The 17,617-nt window shown below is 65.5% G+C and carries 15 protein-coding genes and 3 pseudogenes; 11 read left to right on the forward strand and 7 right to left on the reverse strand.

Annotation, left to right across the window (positions count from 1 at the left end):
* Positions 1-57: 57 nt before the first annotated feature.
* Together clpA and LRS12_RS12225 are read right to left on the reverse strand one after the other, a co-directional pair.
* Positions 58-2,376, reverse strand: coding sequence for an ATP-dependent Clp protease ATP-binding subunit ClpA (gene clpA, locus LRS12_RS12220; RefSeq protein WP_257844782.1), 2,319 nt, complete (start codon positions 2,374-2,376; stop codon positions 58-60).
* Between the two features lie 137 nt (positions 2,377-2,513).
* Positions 2,514-2,708, reverse strand: a complete 195-nt coding sequence (locus LRS12_RS12225) for a DUF1192 domain-containing protein (RefSeq protein ID WP_257844783.1) — start codon at positions 2,706-2,708, stop codon at positions 2,514-2,516.
* Between the two features lie 185 nt (positions 2,709-2,893).
* On the opposite strand from LRS12_RS12225, the gene LRS12_RS12230 reads away from it, so the two are divergent.
* From LRS12_RS12230 to metH, 11 genes and pseudogenes are all read left to right on the forward strand, one after another.
* On the forward strand, positions 2,894-3,892 hold the full coding sequence (locus tag LRS12_RS12230) for an NAD(P)H-quinone oxidoreductase (RefSeq protein WP_257844784.1): 999 nt from the start codon (positions 2,894-2,896) through the stop codon (positions 3,890-3,892).
* A 69-nt stretch (positions 3,893-3,961) separates the two neighbouring features.
* The gene (locus tag LRS12_RS12235; RefSeq protein WP_257844785.1) at positions 3,962-4,558 is read left to right on the forward strand and encodes a YqiJ family protein; all 597 of its coding nucleotides are present in this window, start codon (positions 3,962-3,964) and stop codon (positions 4,556-4,558) included.
* Positions 4,559-4,561: 3 nt separating this feature from the next.
* Complete coding sequence (locus tag LRS12_RS12240) at positions 4,562-6,271, forward strand: flotillin family protein (RefSeq protein WP_257844786.1); 1,710 nt, start codon at positions 4,562-4,564, stop codon at positions 6,269-6,271.
* A gap of 134 nt (positions 6,272-6,405) precedes the next feature.
* The gene (locus tag LRS12_RS20025) at positions 6,406-6,678 is read left to right on the forward strand and encodes a hypothetical protein (RefSeq protein WP_308223012.1); all 273 of its coding nucleotides are present in this window, start codon (positions 6,406-6,408) and stop codon (positions 6,676-6,678) included.
* A complete protein-coding gene (locus LRS12_RS20030; RefSeq protein ID WP_308223013.1) occupies positions 6,636-6,863 on the forward strand; it encodes a glutathione S-transferase C-terminal domain-containing protein in 228 nt (75 codons plus the stop codon). The genes LRS12_RS20025 and LRS12_RS20030 overlap by 43 nt, the downstream gene beginning before the upstream one ends.
* An 85-nt stretch (positions 6,864-6,948) precedes the next feature.
* Positions 6,949-7,834: pseudogene (locus LRS12_RS12250) on the forward strand (UDP-2,3-diacylglucosamine diphosphatase).
* Between the two features lie 11 nt (positions 7,835-7,845).
* Entirely contained in the window at positions 7,846-8,868 is a 1,023-nt protein-coding gene (locus tag LRS12_RS12255; RefSeq protein ID WP_257845500.1) for a glycosyltransferase family 1 protein, read from the forward strand.
* Between the two features lie 115 nt (positions 8,869-8,983).
* A pseudogene (locus LRS12_RS12260) lies at positions 8,984-9,959 on the forward strand (ArsR/SmtB family transcription factor).
* Positions 9,956-10,876, forward strand: coding sequence for a methylenetetrahydrofolate reductase (gene metF, locus LRS12_RS12265; RefSeq protein WP_257844787.1), 921 nt, complete (start codon positions 9,956-9,958; stop codon positions 10,874-10,876). Before LRS12_RS12260 ends, metF begins: the two are co-directional and overlap by 4 nt.
* A gap of 119 nt (positions 10,877-10,995) precedes the next feature.
* Complete coding sequence (locus LRS12_RS12270; RefSeq protein ID WP_257844788.1) at positions 10,996-12,042, forward strand: homocysteine S-methyltransferase family protein; 1,047 nt, start codon at positions 10,996-10,998, stop codon at positions 12,040-12,042.
* A gap of 151 nt (positions 12,043-12,193) precedes the next feature.
* Positions 12,194-14,799: pseudogene (metH, locus tag LRS12_RS12275) on the forward strand (methionine synthase).
* Between the two features lie 4 nt (positions 14,800-14,803).
* Here the strand turns inward: metH and arsB are convergent.
* The 5 genes from arsB to LRS12_RS12300 all read right to left on the reverse strand — a co-directional run bounded on the left by arsB (position 14,804) and on the right by LRS12_RS12300 (position 17,603).
* A complete protein-coding gene (gene arsB, locus LRS12_RS12280; RefSeq protein ID WP_257844789.1) occupies positions 14,804-15,853 on the reverse strand; it encodes an ACR3 family arsenite efflux transporter in 1,050 nt (349 codons plus the stop codon).
* Positions 15,854-15,863: 10 nt separating this feature from the next.
* Entirely contained in the window at positions 15,864-16,298 is a 435-nt protein-coding gene (gene arsC / locus LRS12_RS12285) for an arsenate reductase (glutaredoxin) (RefSeq protein WP_257844790.1), read from the reverse strand.
* Positions 16,299-16,308: 10 nt separating this feature from the next.
* Positions 16,309-16,788 (reverse strand): ArsI/CadI family heavy metal resistance metalloenzyme, encoded by a 480-nt coding sequence (locus LRS12_RS12290; RefSeq protein WP_257844791.1) that lies wholly within the window; start codon positions 16,786-16,788, stop codon positions 16,309-16,311.
* Complete coding sequence (locus LRS12_RS12295) at positions 16,785-17,117, reverse strand: ArsR/SmtB family transcription factor (RefSeq protein WP_374580915.1); 333 nt, start codon at positions 17,115-17,117, stop codon at positions 16,785-16,787. Before LRS12_RS12295 ends, LRS12_RS12290 begins: the two co-directional genes overlap by 4 nt.
* Positions 17,118-17,192: 75 nt before the next feature.
* Positions 17,193-17,603 (reverse strand): VOC family protein, encoded by a 411-nt coding sequence (locus LRS12_RS12300; RefSeq protein WP_257844793.1) that lies wholly within the window; start codon positions 17,601-17,603, stop codon positions 17,193-17,195.
* Positions 17,604-17,617 lie beyond the last annotated feature (14 nt).

Here is a 17,617-nt window from a genome sequence, read left to right on the forward strand (position 1 = left end):
AACGAAAGCCGCCCCGGTTTTCACCGGGGCGGCTTCGTTGTTCGCGTGTGACGCGGGTTACTTCGCCTTGGCCGGAGCGGCCTTCTTGCCGCCGCCCTTCTTCGACCCCTTTGGCGCTGCCGGGGTGATGGCGAAGGTCAGCGCGCCGTCCTTCAGCTTCACCTCGACCTCGCCGCCATGGACGAGCTTGCCGAACAGCAGTTCCTCGGCCAGCGGCTGCTTGATCTTTTCCTGGATCAGCCGACCCATCGGACGAGCGCCGTAGAGCTTGTCGTAGCCGCGCTCGGTGAGCCACGCCTTTGCCTCATCGTCCAGGCTGATATGGACGTTGCGGTCGGCGAGCTGGAGTTCGAGCTGGAGGATGAACTTTTCCACCACGCGCTCGACCACCTTGGTCGGGAGATAGTCGAACGGCACGATCGCATCGAGACGGTTGCGGAATTCGGGGGTGAAGAGCTTCTTCACCGCGTCTTCCTGCACGTCGTCGCGGCTGATTTCACCGAACCCGATCGACTCCCGCGCCATGTCGGACGCGCCGGCATTGGTCGTCATGATCAGGATGACGTTGCGGAAATCGACCGTCTTGCCGTGGTGGTCGGTCAGGCGGCCATTATCCATCACCTGCAACAGGATGTTGAACAGGTCAGGATGCGCCTTCTCCACCTCGTCGAGCAGCAGCACGCAATGCGGGTTCTGGTCGATCGCATCGGTCAGCAGGCCGCCCTGATCGTAACCGACATAGCCCGGAGGCGCGCCGATCAGGCGGCTGACGCTGTGGCGCTCCATATATTCGGACATGTCGAAGCGCTGCAGCGGGATGCCGAGCAGTTCAGCGAGCTGCTTGGTCACCTCGGTCTTGCCGACGCCGGTCGGACCGCTGAACAGATAGTTGCCGATCGGCTTTTCGGGATCGCGCAGGCCGGCGCGGCTGAGCTTGATCGCCGACGACAGCACTTCGATCGCCTTGTCCTGCCCGAACACGACGCGCTTGAGGTCGGTTTCGATGTTCGCCAGCACCTTGGTGTCGTCGCTCGACACGGTCTTTGCCGGGATGCGCGCCATGGTCGCGATGACCTGTTCGATCTCCTTGGGGGTGATCGTCTTCTTGCGCTTGGACGGCGGCACCAGCATCTGCATCGCGCCGACCTCGTCGATCACGTCGATCGCCTTGTCGGGCAGCTTGCGGTCGTTGATGTAGCGGCTCGACAGCTCGACCGCCGACTTGATCGCGTCGGGGGTGTATTTGACCGAGTGATGCTCCTCGAACGCCGAGCGAAGGCCGGCGAGGATCTTGATCGTATCCTCGATCGTCGGTTCGTTGACGTCGATCTTCTGGAACCGGCGCAGCAGCGCACGGTCCTTTTCGAAGTGATTGCGGAATTCCTTGTAGGTGGTCGACCCGATGCAGCGGATCGTGCCGCCCGACAAGGCCGGCTTGAGCAGGTTCGACGCGTCCATCGCGCCGCCGCTGGTGGCGCCCGCGCCGATCACGGTGTGGATTTCATCGATGAACAGCACCGCATGGGGAGCTTTTTCGAGCTCGTTGACGACCTGCTTCAGCCGCTCTTCGAAATCGCCGCGATAGCGGGTGCCGGCCAGCAGCGCGCCCATGTCGAGCGAGTAGATCACGGCTTCCTTGAGCACGTCGGGCACGTCGCCCTCAATGATCTTGCGCGCCAGGCCCTCTGCGATCGCGGTTTTGCCGACGCCGGGATCACCGACATAGAGCGGGTTGTTCTTGCTGCGGCGGCACAGGATCTGGACGGTGCGGTCGACCTCCGGACCGCGGCCGATCAGGGGATCGATCTTGCCGGTCATGGCCTTTTCATTGAGGTTGACGGTGAACTGCTTGAGCGCGCTCTCGCCCTTCTTGCCGTCGCTCTTCTGGCTCTTGTCCTCTTCCGCGCCCTTGGGAGGGGCGGATTCGACCGGGGTCGATCCCTTGCCGACGCCGTGGCTGATGTAGCTGACCGCATCGAGGCGGCTCATATCCTGCTGCTGCAGAAAATAGACGGCGTAGCTCTCACGCTCGCTGAACAACGCGACGAGCACGTTCGCGCCGGTCACCTCGTCGCGGCCGGACGACTGGACGTGCAGGATCGCGCGCTGGACGACGCGCTGGAAACCGCTGGTCGGCGAGGGGTCGGTGGTCTGGTCGACGCGCAGCGCCTGAAGCTCGGTATCGAGATAATGGGCCACGGTGGTCTTGAGCTCGCCCAGATCGACACCGCACGCGCCCATCACCTTGGACGCATGTTCATCATCCACCAGTGCCAGCAGCAGATGCTCCAGCGTCGCATATTCGTGGCGACGCGAGCTGGCGGCTTCGAGCGCGCGGTGAAGGGTCGATTCGAGGGCGGAAGCGAAACTAGGCATTCAGGTCACTCCAGTCGGGCCGAAGGAGGGATACGCGGCCCGTGCGGTCCCTATGTCGGGAGCCTCGCACCGTGCATCAAGCGCCGCACCAGCCCCCAAGAGTCTTATAGCGTGACGCCCGGGGTTTGGTGCTCCACTCATCGTTTGAATAAGGCATCCGCGCTTGCACGATGGTTAACGGCGCGTTGAATAATATTACGGCATCGCGCGATTTCGGCTTCGAGCAGCGCGATGCGCTCCTCCAGCTCAGTCACCGAAAACGGATCGAGGTCCTGGCGCGCGAGCTGGGCGGCGGGATCGTCCTTGCGGCGGGGAAGATCGTCCGAGTCCATGCAGGGCAAGGTCGGACGCGAGTCTGTTGATGTCAAGCGGCACCGGCCCACTCCTCCACGCAGGCTATTAAAGTTGCGTGGCCGGGTGGGGGGAGGGGCCGGTCCCGCTAATGCACAAAGCGCAACTGCGGCCTTGACGTCACGGGGCGCGGCCCCGATTCAGGCGTAGTTCTAGGGGGATATGCATGACCAGCCTGCCCGACCGGATGATCGCGATCGATCCTGCTGCGCCTGGCGGGCCGGAGGTGCTGGTGCCGGTTGAACGCCCCGTGCCGGTACCGCGCGCCGACGAGGTGCTGATCCGCGTCGCCGCCGCCGGGGTCAACCGGCCGGACGTGATCCAGCGGCAGGGCGCCTATCCGCCGCCGCCGGGCGTCACCAGCATTCCCGGGCTGGAGGTCGCGGGCGAGGTGGTCGCGGTGGGCGCGGACCTGCCGGTCGAGATGATCGGCCAGCCGATGTGCGCGCTGATCGCCGGGGGCGGATACGCCGAATATGCCGTCGCGCCGCTCGGCCAGTGCCTGTCGGTGCCGGAGGGGCTTTCGATGGTCGAGGCGGCGGCGATTCCCGAAACCCTGTTCACCGTGTGGACCAATCTGTTCGAACGCGGCTACGCGAGCGAGGGTGATACGGTGCTGGTCCATGGCGGCACCAGCGGGATCGGCACGATGGCGATTTCGCTGTGCAATCTGTTCGGGGTCAGGGTTATCGTGACTGCGGGCAGTGACGACAAGGTCGCGGCTTGCCTGGCCCACGGCGCGGATCATGCGATCAACTACAAGACCGAGGATTTCGTGGCGCAGGTCAAGGATCTGACCGAGGGGCGCGGGGTCAATGTCGTGCTCGACATGGTCGGCGGCGACTATGTCGCGCGCAACATGAAGTGCATGGCCGATGACGGGCGCCATGTATCGATCGCGGTGCAGGGCGGCGCGATGGCCACCGTGCCGGTGTTCGAGATCATGCGCCGCCGCCTGACGCTGACCGGATCGACGCTGCGTGCGCGCGATACCGCGTTCAAGACGCTGGTTGCCGACGAACTGTCGCGCGCGGTGTGGCCGTTCGTTGCCGAGGGGCGGCTGAGGCCGGTGATCGACCGCACCTACCCGCTCGCCGAAGCCGCCGAGGCGCATCGGCGGATGGAGAACGGGGCGCATATCGGGAAGATCGTGCTGACCGTCTGAGCGCAGCCGGAAATGGTGGCGGGGCTGTTACCAACCCCCTAGACTGGCGAACGGATCGGGGGTTTCGACGTGTTCGCCTTTCTGTCAGCGCCGGAGAATATCGTCTTCGTTTCGGCGCTCGTCCTGATGCTGCTGCTCGGGTTCGTGCAGGCGTTGGGGCTGGCCGGAGACGCCGATATCGACGCGCCCGACTGGCTCGACTGGCTGGGGTTCGGGCGGGTGCCGTTGCTGGTCGTCATCGTGTTGCTGCTGGCGAGTTTCGGACTGATCGGGCTGATCGGGCAGCAACTGGCGCGCGACCTGTTCGGCGTCCTCCTGCCCGGCTGGATCGCGGTGCCGGGTGCCGTGGTGCTGGCGCTGCCCATGACCGGGCTGTCGGCGCGGCTGCTCGGGCCGATCCTGCCGCAGGACCATACGACTGCGATCGATGTGGACGATCTGGTCGGGAGCCAGGCGCAGATTCTGACAGGGCGCGCCACCACCGGATCGCCGGCGCGCGCGCGGGTCGAGGACTGGCACGGCCAGGCGCACTACCTGATGGTCGAGCCCGACAATGCGGGACAGGTTTTCGAAGAAGGCGAGCGCGTGCTGCTGGTGCGGCGCGAGGGCGATGTCTTTCGTGCGATCGCATATGGCGATCATCATCTGCCGAGACTGGGGGTTTAGTGCATGCAGGAAGTAGCCACGGCGGGCGGGTCGATCCTCCCCTATCTGATCTATGCGGGCGGCGGGCTGCTGACGCTGTTGATCATCGGGTTGGTGATCGCGCGGCTGTACAAGCGCGCGTCGAAGGAGATCGGCTTCGTCCGTACCGGCTTTGGCGGCGAGAAGGTGGTGATCAACGGCGGCGCGCTGGTGCTGCCGGTGTTCCATGAGACGATGCCGGTCAACATGAACACCGTGCGGCTCGCGGTCGAGCGCAAGAATGCCGATGCGCTGATCACGCTCGACCGGCTGCGGATCGACGTGAAGGCGGAATTCTATGTTCGCGTGAAGCCCGACAGCCAGTCGATCGCCACTGCGGCGCAGACGCTGGGCATGCGGACGATGAACCCCGACGCGCTGAAAGAGCTGGTCGAGGGCAAGTTCGTCGATGCGTTGCGCTCGGTCGCGGCGGGGATGACGATGAACCAGCTGCACGAGCAGCGCGCCGAATTCGTCCAGAAGGTGCAGCAGGTCTCGTCCGCCGATCTGGCGATGAACGGGCTCGAGCTGGAATCGGTCTCGCTGACCGGGCTCGACCAGACCAGCATCGAGCATTTCAACGCCAACAATGCGTTCGACGCCGAGGGTCTGACCAAGCTGACCGAGCAGATCGAGCTGCGCAAAAAGGCGCGCAACGACATCGAGCAGGATACCCGCGTCCAGATCGAGACCAAAAACCTCGAGGCCGAGCGCCAGTCCTTCCTGATCGGGCGCGACACCGAATTCGCGCGGCTGGAGCAGGAGCGCGAGATCGAACTGAAGCGCGCGGCGCAGGCGTCCGAAGTGGCGCAGGAGCAGGCGCTGCGCACCCGCGAGGCGGATCAGGCGCGGATCGAGGCGAAGAAGCAGATCGACAGCTCGCAGATCGAGGCCGACCGCGCGGTCAAGGAAGCGCAGATCGCCCAGACCCAGGCGCTGGAACTGGCGCGGCAGGAACAGCAGATCGCGGTGCAGAACAAGAGCCGCGAGGAAAGCCAGTCGCGAGCCGAGGCCGACAAGGCGCGCGCGGCGGCAGTGGTCGCCGAGGAACAGGTCGCGACCGCGCGCGAGGCCGAGATCGCCGAGCGTACCAAGCGGATCGAACTGATCGACGCGGCGCGTGAGGCGGAGCGTGCGGCGATCGGCGTCAAGGTCGAGGCGGAGGCGGAGAAGCAGGCGGCGGCGGACCGCGCCGAGGCGGCGCGGCTGGTTGCGGAGGGTGAGGCCGAAGCGGCGAAGCTGCGCGCCGAGGCGGACCGGGTGCGGTTCGAGGTCGAGGCGGCGGGCCAGCGTGCGATCAACGAGGCTGCGAACCTGTTGTCGTCCGACCAGATCTCGCTCCAGACCAAGCTAGCGCTGCTCAAGGTGCTGCCCGAGGTGATCCGCGAGGCGGCCAAGCCGATGGAAGCGATCGACAGCATCAAGATCGTCCAGGTCGACGGGCTCACGTCGGGCGGTACTGGCGGTGCGGGCGCGGCGAGCGGCGGCGGGGACGGGAACCTTGCCGATTCGGCGGTCGCCGCGGCGCTGCGCTATCGTGCGCAGGCACCGATGCTCGACGGGCTGATGAAGGAGCTGGGCTTTGATGGCGGCTCGCTCGACGGGCTGGTCAAGGGTGCGGCGGCGGCGGGGAATGTCGCGCTGGGCGAGGGAACGAAATCGGGGGGAACGGACGATGACGCCGATCCTGCATGAATATGCCCCGTCGGGGAATTGCTACAAGATCCGCCTGGCCGCCGCGCTGACCGGCACCGCGATCGAGCGGCGCAGCTATGACATCATTGCGGGGGAGACGCGGACGCCGGCGTTCCTCGCCAACGTCAACGCCAATGGGCATCCCCGTGCTGCAGCTGGGCGAGCGGTTCCTGCCCGAGAGCAATGCCGCGACCTTCTACCTTGCCGACGGGACAGCGCTGGTGCCGAGCGACCCGTTCGATCGCGCGGACATGCTGCGCTGGATGTTCTGGGAACAGTATAATCACGAGCCGAACATCGCGACGGTGCGGTTCTGGATGGGCTGGGTCGGGGAAGGGATCTCGACGACCTTCAGCGCGCGCTGTTGCCGGGCAAGCGTGCGGCGGGCGTCGCCGCGCTCAAGCTGATGGACGAGCATCTGGCGTCACGCGCGTGGTTCGTGGGCGATGCACCGAGCGTCGCCGATATCTGCCTCTATGCATATACGCATGTCGCCGAGGAGGGCGGGTTCGTCCTGGAGCCGTTCCCTGCGGTGCGTGCGTGGATCGCGCGGGTCGAAGGGTTGAAGGGGTATATCCCGATCACCGCATGACAGATCGGTGACGCACACACGATTCGAGCTGTAACATTCCATCGCCATAGGCGGGCCGGGCAAGGGCATTGCACGGGGCGCGCACATGGCCACGATCACACGACTTCCGTTCGATACGCATGTCGCGGACTTCGCCGACTTTACCGGTACCGATCCGGTGATTCCGGAAAAGACCGTCACCGAGCGCCGCAGCTATCGGACGATCTGGATCAGCGACATCCATCTCGGCACCGCGCGGCTGCAACGCCGAGATGCTGATCGACTTTCTGGATCATGTCGACAGCGACACCATCTACCTGGTCGGCGACATCATCGACGGGTGGCAGCTGAAGAAGAAATTTTACTGGCCCGCGGCGCATAACGACATCGTGTGGCGCATCCTGAAGCGCGCCAAGCGCGGCGCCCGGGTGATCTACATCCCCGGCAACCATGACGAGATTTTCCGCCAGTTCAGTGGGCTGAGCTTTGGCGGCGTCGAGATCAAGCGCCAGGCGATCCACCAGACCGCCGATGGTCGCCGACTGCTGGTGCTGCATGGCGACGAGTTCGACGCAATCACGCTGAGCCACCGCTGGCTCGCGCATGTCGGCGACGCCGCCTATACGGCGGTGATGGCGCTCAACCGCTGGTGCAACAAATACCGGCGCTGGCGCGGCCTGCCCTATTGGTCGCTGAGCAAGCACGCCAAGCAGAAGGTGAAGAACGCGGTCGAGTTCATCTGCGGCTTCGAGGAGATCGTCGCCAAGGAAGCCGCCGCGCGCGGTGTCGATGGCGTGATTGCTGGGCATATCCACACGGCCGAGATGCGGACGATTGACGGCATCGAATATTATAATGACGGCGATTGGGTGGAGGGTTGCACCGCTCTGGTCGAACATTACGATGGCCGGATGGAAATTCTCCATTGGGCCGACGAGATCGCAGCGCGTGACCTCGGCTCGGAGAGGGTCGAGGAGCGCGCAGCGGCTTGAGCGACGAGGAAATGCGGATCGCGATCGTGACCGACGCCTGGGAGCCACAGGTGAACGGTGTCGTCCGGACGCTGCAGTCGGTGAAGCGGGTGCTGGAGGCGCAGGGACATCAGGTGCGGGTGATTTCCCCCGACCTCTTCTACTCGGTGCCGTGCCCGACCTATCCCGAAATCCGGTTGGCGATGGTGCGCAGCCGGACGATCGGCGACCTGCTCGACGAATTTTCGCCACATGCGGTGCATCTGGCGACAGAGGGGCCGGTGTGTGTCGCCGCGCGCCGCTGGTGCCTGCGGCATGATTTCCCGTTCACCACCGCCTATCACACGCAATTCCCCGACTATGTCGAGGCGCGATCGGGCGTGCCGGCGGAGTGGGTGTGGCGCTATATCCGCTGGTTCCATGCGCCCGCCCAGTCGATTCTCGCATCGACTGCGTCGATCCGGCAAGCGCTGGTCGACCATGGCCTGACTCAAATTCGGCACTGGGGGCGGGGCGTCGACCTTGCCAATTTCCACCCGGGGGTGACGAAGCACCCGGCGATGGCGGACCTGCCGGGGCCTGTGCAGCTTTATGTCGGACGGGTCGCCGTCGAGAAGAATCTGGAGGCGTTTCTCGCCTCAGGCCATCCGGGGACCAAGGTGGTGGTCGGCGATGGCCCGGCGCGCGCGGCGCTGGCGGCGAAATATCCCGATGCGAAATTCCTTGGCCCGATGTTCGGCGAGGAACTGGCGCAGGCCTATCGCGCGGCGGATGTGTTCGTGTTCCCGAGCAAGACCGACACGTTCGGACTGGTGATGATCGAGGCGCTGGCGTGCGGGACGCCGGTGGCGGGCTATCCGGTGACCGGACCGGTGGATATCCTGACGCCGGAGACGGGGGCGATGGCGGATGATCTGGATGTGGCGATCGGCGAAGCGCTGACCCGCGATCGCGATGCGTGCGCTGCCTATGGCCGCAGCTTCACCTGGGAGGCAAGCGCGGCGCAGTTTTTGGGCGCTTTGGTGCCGATCATCGAGGAAGCGCGCGCGGCTTGAAGACATTTTTCTTCTAACCCCTCCCGCAAGCGGGAGGGGCTAAAGATACGCTGCGGGACTCAAAACCCACAGCCGCATTGACCGCATATAAAGATATCTTTATATCTCTATGCCCATGAACACGGCACTCGAATCCTTCCGCGCGCTCGCGGATTCGACGCGGTTGCGCATCCTTGCGCTGCTGCGGTTGATGGAGCTGAGCGTCGGCGAACTGGCGCAGGTGCTGGGGCAGAGCCAGCCGCGGGTAAGCCGACATGTGAAGATCCTGTGCGATGCTGGCCTCGCCGAGCGGCGCAAGGAAGGCAGTTGGGTGTTCGTCGCGCTGGGCGAGGCGAAGCGTACCGGACCGATCCTCGCTGCACTCGATGCGTGGCGCAACGAAGGTGAAGATCACTGGGCGATCGCGGACAGCGCGCGGCTGGCCGCGGTGCGCGCCGATCGCGCGGCAGCGGCGGCGGAGTGGTTCGAGGCGAACGCCCGGGAGTGGGATGCGATCCGCTCGCTTCATGTCGCCGAGGAACAGGTCGAGGCGGCGATGGCGACCGCGCTGGATGGCCAGCCGATCGCCAAGCTGATCGACATCGGAACCGGCACCGGGCGGATGCTGGAATTGTTCGCGCCGCGCGCCGAACGCGCGCTGGGCATCGACCGGTCGTCGGAAATGCTGCGGCTTGCGCGCGCGAAGCTGTCGGAACAGGGCATCGCCAATGCCGAGCTGCGTCAGGCGGACCTCTATGCGCTGCCGATGAGCGATGGCGAGGCCGATGCGGCGATCCTGCACCATGTGCTTCACTTCGCGCAGCAGCCGGGCGCAGCGATTGGCGAGGCGGCGCGGGTGCTCAGCGCGGGCGGTCGCCTGCTGATCGTCGATTTCGCGCCGCACGACCGCGAGGAATTGCGCAGCCGCGAGGGGGCATGTGCGCCTCGGCTTTTCGGACGAGCAGATGCTCGGCTGGTTCGCCAAGGCGGGGCTCGCGCCGATCCAGACCCAGACGCTGGAGGGCGGCGCGCTGACCGTGAAATTATGGCTGGGCCGCAAGGCCGGACAGCCGGGGGAACAACTGCCAGTGAATGAGGTGAAGGCAGCATGAGTATCGAACGCGACCCGTCAGCGCCGCCGCTGTTTGCGGATGTGGCCGGGGATATCGAGGTCAGCTTCGAATTCTTCCCGCCCAAGACCGAGGCGATGGAAAAGACCCTGTGGGAGTCGGTCGAGACGCTGGCCCCGCTCGACCCGCGCTTCGTGTCGGTGACCTATGGCGCGGGCGGGACGACGCGCGAGCGGACTCACAACACCGTCGCGCGCATCGCGCGCGAGACCCCGATTCCTGCAGCCGCACACCTCACCTGTGTCGAGGCGACCAAGGACGAGATCGACGCGGTCGCCAATGAATATTGGGCGGCGGGCGTGCGCCATATCGTCGCGCTGCGTGGCGATCCGCCGCGCGCGGGTGAGAAGTACGCGACCCATCCCGGCGGCTATGAGAATGCCGCCGATCTGGTCGCGGGGCTGCGCAAGCTGCACCCGTTCGAGATTTCGGTCGCGGCCTATCCCGAATGCCATCCGGATTCGCCCGATGCGGCGCACGACCTGGATAATCTGAAGCGCAAGATCGATGCGGGCGCGAACCGCGCGATCACGCAATTCTTCTTTGAGGCGGATACCTTCCTGCGCTTTCGCGACGCGGCGGCAGCGGCGGGGATCAATGCCGAGATCGTCCCGGGGATCATGCCGGTGATGAGCTTTGCTGCGGTCCAGAAGATGTCGGCGATGTGCGGCACCGACGTGCCGGCATGGATGGCACGGCTGTTCGACGGGCTGGACGACCGCCCCGCCGCGCGCCAGCTGGTCGCCGCGACGCTGGCGGCGGAATTGTGCCGCAACCTCTATGCGGGCGGCGTGCGGCAGTTCCACTTCTACACGCTCAACCGCGCCGAGCTGAGCTACGCGATCTGCCATTTGCTGGGCGTGCGCCCGCGCGGCGCGGCGGCGAGCGTGGCAGCGTAAAGTTCCCCTCCCGCTTGCGGGAGGGGGTTAGGGAGGGCCTGTCGGAGGCCGGGCCTTCCCGTGATTGAACAGGCCCTTCCCCAGCCCCTCCCGCAAGCGGGAGGGGAGAGAGAAAAGACATGACACCACGCGAAAAACTGCTGGCCGAAGCCGCCAAGCGGATCCTGATCACCGATGGGGCATTCGGGACCGAGATCCAGAACTGGAAGCTGGACGAGGCGGCCTATGCCGGAAACCTCGGCCTCAGCCATGACCAAAAGGGTAACAACGACATCCTCGCGCTGACCAAGCCCGAGGTGCCCGCGTCGATCCACCGCGCCTATTTCGAGGCGGGGGCCGATATTGCCGAGACCAACACCTTCTCCGCCAACCGCATCAGCCAGGCCGATTATGGCGCCGAGCATCTGGTGCGGGAGATCAACGTCGAAAGCGCGAAGATGGCGCGTCAGATCGCCGACGAGTTCGAGGCGAAGGATGGACGTCCGCGCTTCGTCGCCGGCGCGCTCGGGCCGACCAACAAGACGCTGTCGCTGTCGCCCGACGTCAATGATCCGGGCTATCGCGAGATCGATTTCGATACGCTCAAGGACGTGTATCGCGAGCAGATCGATGCGCTGGTCGAAGGTGGGGTGGACTTCATCCTGATCGAGACGGTGTTCGATACGCTGAACGCCAAGGCCGGCGTGATGGCGGCGATCGAGGCGGGCGAGGCGCTGGGCCGCGACCTGCCGATCATGATGTCGATGACGCTGACCGACCTGTCGGGCCGCAATCTGTCGGGCCATACGGTCGAGGCGTTCTGGGCGGCGATCCGCCACGCCAAGCCGGTGACGATCGGGCTCAACTGCTCGTTCGGGGCGGAGCAGCTGCGCCCGCATGTCGCGACGCTCTCCAAGCTCTGCGACACGCTGATCATGGTCTATCCCAATGCGGGTCTGCCCAACGAACTGGGCGCCTATGACGAGGCACCGCAGACGACCGCCGGGCTGGTCAAGGAATGGGCCGATCAGGGGCAGGTCAACATCCTGGGCGGCTGCTGCGGATCGACCCCGGAGCATATCAAGGCGATTGCCGATGCGGTGAAGGACCTGCCGCCGCGCGCGATTCCGACGCCGCCGGTGCGGACGCAGCTTGCGGGGCTGGAGCCGTTCGTGATGGCGGCGTGACCAAATCCTCCCCGGAACGGGGAGGGGGACCGCGACGCGAAGCGGCGTGGTGGAGGGGGCCCTCCACCAGCGGAAAGATTAGCGGAGGGCCCCCTCCACCATGCTTCGCATGGTCCCCCTCCCCCGTTCCGGGGAGGATTTGGAAAGTGACATGACCTCGACGACCCCCACCTCCACCGCCTTCGTCAATATCGGCGAGCGCACCAACGTCACGGGCTCTGCCAAGTTCAAGAAGCTGATCATGGCCGGCAACTATACCGCCGCGGTCGAGGTCGCGCGGCAGCAGGTCGAGAATGGCGCGCAGGTGATCGACGTCAACATGGACGAAGGCCTGCTCGACGCGCATGAGGCGATGACGACCTTCCTCAAGCTGATCGCGGCCGAGCCGGACATTGCGCGCGTGCCGGTGATGATCGACAGCTCCAAATGGGACGTGATCGAGGCGGGGCTGAAGTGCGTTTCGGGCAAGCCGATCGTCAATTCGATCAGCATGAAGGAAGGCGTGCCGCAATTCCTGGAACACGCCCGCAAATGCATGAACTATGGCGCGGCGGTCGTCGTCATGGCGTTCGACGAGGTCGGACAGGCCGATACCCAGGCACGCAAGGTCGAGATTTGCGAGCGGGCGTACAAGGAGCTGATGGGCATCGGCTTCCCGCCCGAGGACATCATCTTCGACGCCAATGTGTTCGCGGTCGCGACGGGATCGAGGAGCATAACAATTACGGCGTCGACTTCATCGAGGCGGTGAAGGAGATCAAGGCGCGCTGCCCGCATGTCCATTTCTCGGGCGGCCTCTCCAACCTGTCGTTCAGCTTTCGCGGCAACGAGCCGGTGCGCCGCGCGATGCACAGCGTGTTCCTCTACTATGCGATCCCTGCGGGCCTCGACATGGCGATCGTCAATGCCGGTCAGCTCGACATTTACGACCAGATCGAGCCGGAACTGCGCACCGCATGCGAGGATGTGATCCTCAACCGCGATCCCGAGGCGGGTGACCGGCTGGTCGCGCTCGCCGAGAAGTTTCGCGGCACCGATGCGGTGGCGGAGAAGCAAGCGGCGGAGTGGCGCGGCTGGGCGGTCGAAAAGCGGCTGGAGCATGCGCTGGTCAAGGGCATCGACCAATATGTCGTCGAGGATACCGAGGAGTGCCGCCAGAAGGCCGCCAAGCCGATCGAGGTGATCGAAGGCCCGCTGATGGACGGGATGAACGTCGTCGGCGACCTGTTCGGGTCGGGCAAGATGTTCCTGCCGCAGGTGGTGAAAAGGGCGCGCGTGATGAAGAAGGCGGTCGCGCACCTGCTCCCCTATATCGAGGCGTCGAAGGAGCCGGGGGCGAAGGGCAAGGGCAAGGTCATCATGGCGACCGTCAAGGGCGACGTGCATGACATCGGCAAGAACATCGTCGGCGTCGTCCTGCAGTGCAACGGGTTCGAGGTGGTCGATCTGGGCGTGATGGTCCCGTGGTCGACGATCCTGCAGGCGGCAAACGAGAATGACGCCGACATGATCGGCCTGTCGGGCCTTATCACCCCCTCGCTCGACGAGATGGTGACGGTGGCCGAGGAGATGAAGCGCTCCGGCATGACCATGCCGTTGCTGATCGGCGGCGCGACCACGTCGAAGGTGCATACTGCGCTCAAGATCGCGCCGGCCTATGACGGGCCGGTGGTGCATGTGCTCGACGCGAGCCGCGCGGTCGGTGTTGCGACGACTTTGGTCAGCGACACGATCCGCGACGATTATGTCGCCAAGGTCGCCGACGAGTATGAGGCGGTGCGCATTGCCCGCGCCAACAAGGGCCAGAGCGATCTGGTGCCGCTGGAAACCGCGCGTGCCAACGCGTTCGACGCCGATATGAGCCTCAAGCCCGGCAAGCCGCGCATGCCGGGCGTCCACACATTTCCCGATTGGGACCTGAAGGATCTGCGCCAGTATATCGACTGGACGCCGTTCTTCCGTGCATGGGAGTTGGCGGGCAATTATCCGGCGATCCTGGAGGACAAGGTGGTCGGCGAGAGCGCGACCAGCCTGTTTGCCGATGCGCAGAGGATGCTCGACCGGATCATCGAGGAACGCTGGCTGACCGCACGTGGCGTTGCCGGGCTGTGGCCGTGCCGCCGTCAGGGCGACGACATCATCGTCCATGTCGAGGACGAGAAGCATGTCACCCTCCCGATGCTGCGCCAGCAGATCCAGAAGCGCGAAGGCCGCGCCAATATGTGCCTCGCCGACTTCATCGACCGGCAGGGCGACTGGATCGGCGGGTTCGCGGTGTCGATCCACGGGATCGAGCCGCATCTGGCGCGGTTCAAGGCGGCGATCGACGATTACAGCGACATCCTGTTGAAGGCGCTGGCCGATCGCCTTGCCGAGGCGTTCGCCGAGCGGCTGCACCATTTCGTGCGCACGGCTCTGTGGGGCTATGCCGAGGGCGAGCAGCTGACCAACGAGGCGCTGATCAAGGAGCAGTATCGCGGCATCCGCCCGGCACCCGGCTATCCGGCCTGCCCCGAGCACAGCCTGAAGCCGATCCTGTTCGAGATGCTGGGTGCGCACAAGAAGACCGGAATCACGCTGACCGAGAGTTTTGCGATGCTGCCGACCGCGGCGGTCAGCGGATTTTACTTCGGGCACCCGCAGTCGGAATATTTCGGCGTCGCGCGGGTGGGGCGCGACCAGCTGGAGGAATATGCCGGGCGGCGCGGGGTCAGTGTCGAGCAGGCGGAACGCTGGTTGCGGCCGAACCTGGACTAGCCGGTCACGCCGCCGGAAAACTGCCCCGCGTGCGGTTGGCGAAGGCGACGAGGCTGAGCATCACCGGCACCTCGACCAGCACGCCGACCACGGTGGCGAGCGCCGCGCCGCTCGACAGGCCGAACAGGCCGATCGCGACCGCCACCGCAAGCTCGAAGAAGTTCGACGTGCCGATCAGCGCGCATGGCGCGGCGATATTGTGCGGGACTTTCCACGCCTTGGCCGCGGCATAGGCGATGGCGAAGATCGCATAGGACTGGATCAGGATAGGCACCGCGATCAGCGCGATCAGCAGCGGGTTGGCGACGATCGTTTCCGCCTGAAATGCGAACAGCAGCACGACGGTGGCGAGCAGGCCGATGATCGACCAGGGCTTGAGCCGGGCGGTGAAGGCGTCGACCGCTGTTACGTCTCCGCCATGCGCGGCGACCACCCGGTTGCGCGTGACGGCACCGGCCACCAGCGGGATCACGACATAGAGCGCGACCGAGAGCAGCAACGTCTCCCACGGCACGACGATGTCGGTGACGCCGAGCAGCAAGGCGACGATCGGGGCGAAGGCGATAATCATGACGAGGTCGTTCACCGACACCTGCACCAGCGTGTAGGCGGGATCGCCCCTGGTCATCTGGGCCCAGACGAACACCATTGCGGTACAGGGAGCGGCGCCGAGCAGGATCAGGCCAGCAATATATTGCTGGCCCAGGTCGCGCGGGATCAGGTCTGCATAAATCCAGTCGAAGAACAGGATCGCGAGCGCGGCCATGGTGAAGGGCTTGATCAGCCAGTTGACGACCAGGGTGATCACCAGCCCCTTGGGCTTGCGCCCGACATCGCGGATGCTGGCGAAATCGACCCCGACCATCATCGGATAGATCATCGCCCAAACCAGCACCGCGACGACGAGGTTGACCGAGGCAATTTCCAGCCCCGCGAGCGCGGTGGTGACGCCCGGCGCGATCAGGCCAAGCGCGAGTCCGGCAAGGATCGCCAGCGCGACCCAGAGCGAGAGCCAGCGCTCGAACAGGCCGAGCGGGGAGGAGGTGTCGGTCATGGTGGTCCTGTCAGGAAAGTCGGTTGCCGGCGGCGTCGACGACGCGCTCGCCATCTTCCTTGGCGAAGGCGCCGCGCTGGGCGGCGGGCAGCAGGTCGAGTACCGCTTCAGACGGGCGGCATAGTGCGACGCCGAGCGGGGAGACGACGATGGGCCGGTTGATCAGCAGCGGATGCGCCATAATCGCGTCGAGCAGTGCGTCGTCGGAGAGAGTCGGATCGTCGAGGCCGAGCTGCGCATAGGGCGTGCCCTTCTCGCGCAGCCAGTCGCGCGGGGTCGCGCCCGCGCGGGCGAGCAGTTCGACCAGCAGTGCGCGGCTGGGCGGGGTCTTGAGATACTCCACCACATGCGGCTCGATTCCCGCATTGCGGATCATCGCCAGTGCGTTGCGCGACGTGCCGCAATCGGGGTTGTGATAGATGACGATATCGACCGGCTCTGACATTCCCCGACCCTCAGCAGCAGGCGGACTTGGGGGCAGACGCGGGTGGCGCGAGCTGCGGCGCGCAGCAGGCGTCGGGCCGCGCATTGTCCGACAGCGCGGACAAAGCGGGGGAGTCGCCATAGACGGTCGCCTCCCCTTCGGTCAGGAACGCTTCCCACACGACGCCATCGGGATCGGCGATCCAGCTCTTTTCGGACTTGGCATAGCAGCAGGTGGTTGCGCCCTCCTCCAGCACCGGGCGGTCGGCGGCGCGCAGGCGGCCATAGACTTCGACCAGCTCGTCGCCATCCTCGACCTGAATGCCGAGATGTTCGATCCCCGTCGCGGCGTGATTGCCCGCCGAGATCGCGAAATTGACACGCGGATCTTCCAGCATCCACTTGGCATAGTCGGGCTTGGTGACGCTGGGCTGCACCCCGAACAGGGTGGAGTAGAAGGCGATCGAACGATCGAGGTCGGTCACGCCGACATGCACATGCATGCGCTTCATGCGGATTTCCTTTCGGGCTGTTCGGCGGGGGCCGCGCATCCCGCGCCGCCGCAGCAATTTTCCATGAGATAGCCGAGCAGGCCGTTCATCGCGGCATAGTCGGCGGCATAGATCAGCGACCGCCCCTGCCGCGTCTGGCTGACCAGCCCGGCGCGGTTGAGATGGCCGAGATGGAAGGACAGCGACGAGGCGGGGACGCCGAGCTTTTCGGCGATGGTTCCGGCGGGAAGCCCGTCAGGCCCGGCCTGAACCAGCAGGCGGAACAGCGCGAGGCGATGCTCCTGTGCCAGTGCCGAAAGGGCTGCGACGGCGGCGGTGTCGTCTTTCATTTCCATAATCGTGGAAATATCGAATCGTTAGCCGCCGCGCAAGTATTATTTCGAGTATGTTGGAAATGTTGCGGGTCAGCTTGCGCCCGACGCATCCTGATAGAACATCAGCGCATTGCCGTCGGGGTCGTAGAAAGTGAGCAGGCGGACCATGCCGGGGATTTCGTTGATCGGGCCATCCTGTCGCACGCCCGCCGCATCGAGCGCCGCCTTGGCCGCGTCGAGATCGGTGACGCCGAAGGTCAGCGTCGCACCACCGGGGCCGCCCGCGCTCTCGACCTGCGACAGGCCTAGATTGACCCGCGCGACCCCCGTTTCGAGCTCGCACCACGCGATCTCGTCCATCCGGTAGAGCAGTTTCAGTCCCAGCACGCTTTCGTACCAGGGAATCGCGCGGTCGAGGCTGGTGACGCTGAGCGCGCAGGTCAGGCCGCCGTCATAGGGGATCGTCGCGTGAGTTGCCTCAAGGGTAGCTTCGCTTGCCATATCGTCCTCCCGAC

Source organism: Sphingomonas sp. J344, from assembly GCF_024700005.1.
Lineage (GTDB): Bacteria > Pseudomonadota > Alphaproteobacteria > Sphingomonadales > Sphingomonadaceae > Sphingomonas.

Coding starts and splice junctions, on each gene's coding strand:
- LRS12_RS12240 (WP_257844786.1), top strand. CDS start 4,562: ATGCAGGAAGTAGCCACGGCGGGCGGGTCGATCCTCCCCTATCTGATC.
- LRS12_RS12290 (WP_257844791.1), bottom strand. CDS start 16,788: ATGAAGCGCATGCATGTGCATGTCGGCGTGACCGACCTCGATCGTTCG.
- arsC (WP_257844790.1), bottom strand. CDS start 16,298: ATGTCAGAGCCGGTCGATATCGTCATCTATCACAACCCCGATTGCGGC.
- LRS12_RS12230 (WP_257844784.1), top strand. CDS start 2,894: ATGACCAGCCTGCCCGACCGGATGATCGCGATCGATCCTGCTGCGCCT.
- arsB (WP_257844789.1), bottom strand. CDS start 15,853: ATGACCGACACCTCCTCCCCGCTCGGCCTGTTCGAGCGCTGGCTCTCG.
- LRS12_RS12270 (WP_257844788.1), top strand. CDS start 10,996: ATGACACCACGCGAAAAACTGCTGGCCGAAGCCGCCAAGCGGATCCTG.
- LRS12_RS12255 (WP_257845500.1), top strand. CDS start 7,846: ATGCGGATCGCGATCGTGACCGACGCCTGGGAGCCACAGGTGAACGGT.
- LRS12_RS12225 (WP_257844783.1), bottom strand. CDS start 2,708: ATGGACTCGGACGATCTTCCCCGCCGCAAGGACGATCCCGCCGCCCAG.
- LRS12_RS12300 (WP_257844793.1), bottom strand. CDS start 17,603: ATGGCAAGCGAAGCTACCCTTGAGGCAACTCACGCGACGATCCCCTAT.
- LRS12_RS12295 (WP_374580915.1), bottom strand. CDS start 17,117: ATGAAAGACGACACCGCCGCCGTCGCAGCCCTTTCGGCACTGGCACAG.
- metF (WP_257844787.1), top strand. CDS start 9,956: ATGAGTATCGAACGCGACCCGTCAGCGCCGCCGCTGTTTGCGGATGTG.
- clpA (WP_257844782.1), bottom strand. CDS start 2,376: ATGCCTAGTTTCGCTTCCGCCCTCGAATCGACCCTTCACCGCGCGCTC.
- LRS12_RS20025 (WP_308223012.1), top strand. CDS start 6,406: ATGGGCATCCCCGTGCTGCAGCTGGGCGAGCGGTTCCTGCCCGAGAGC.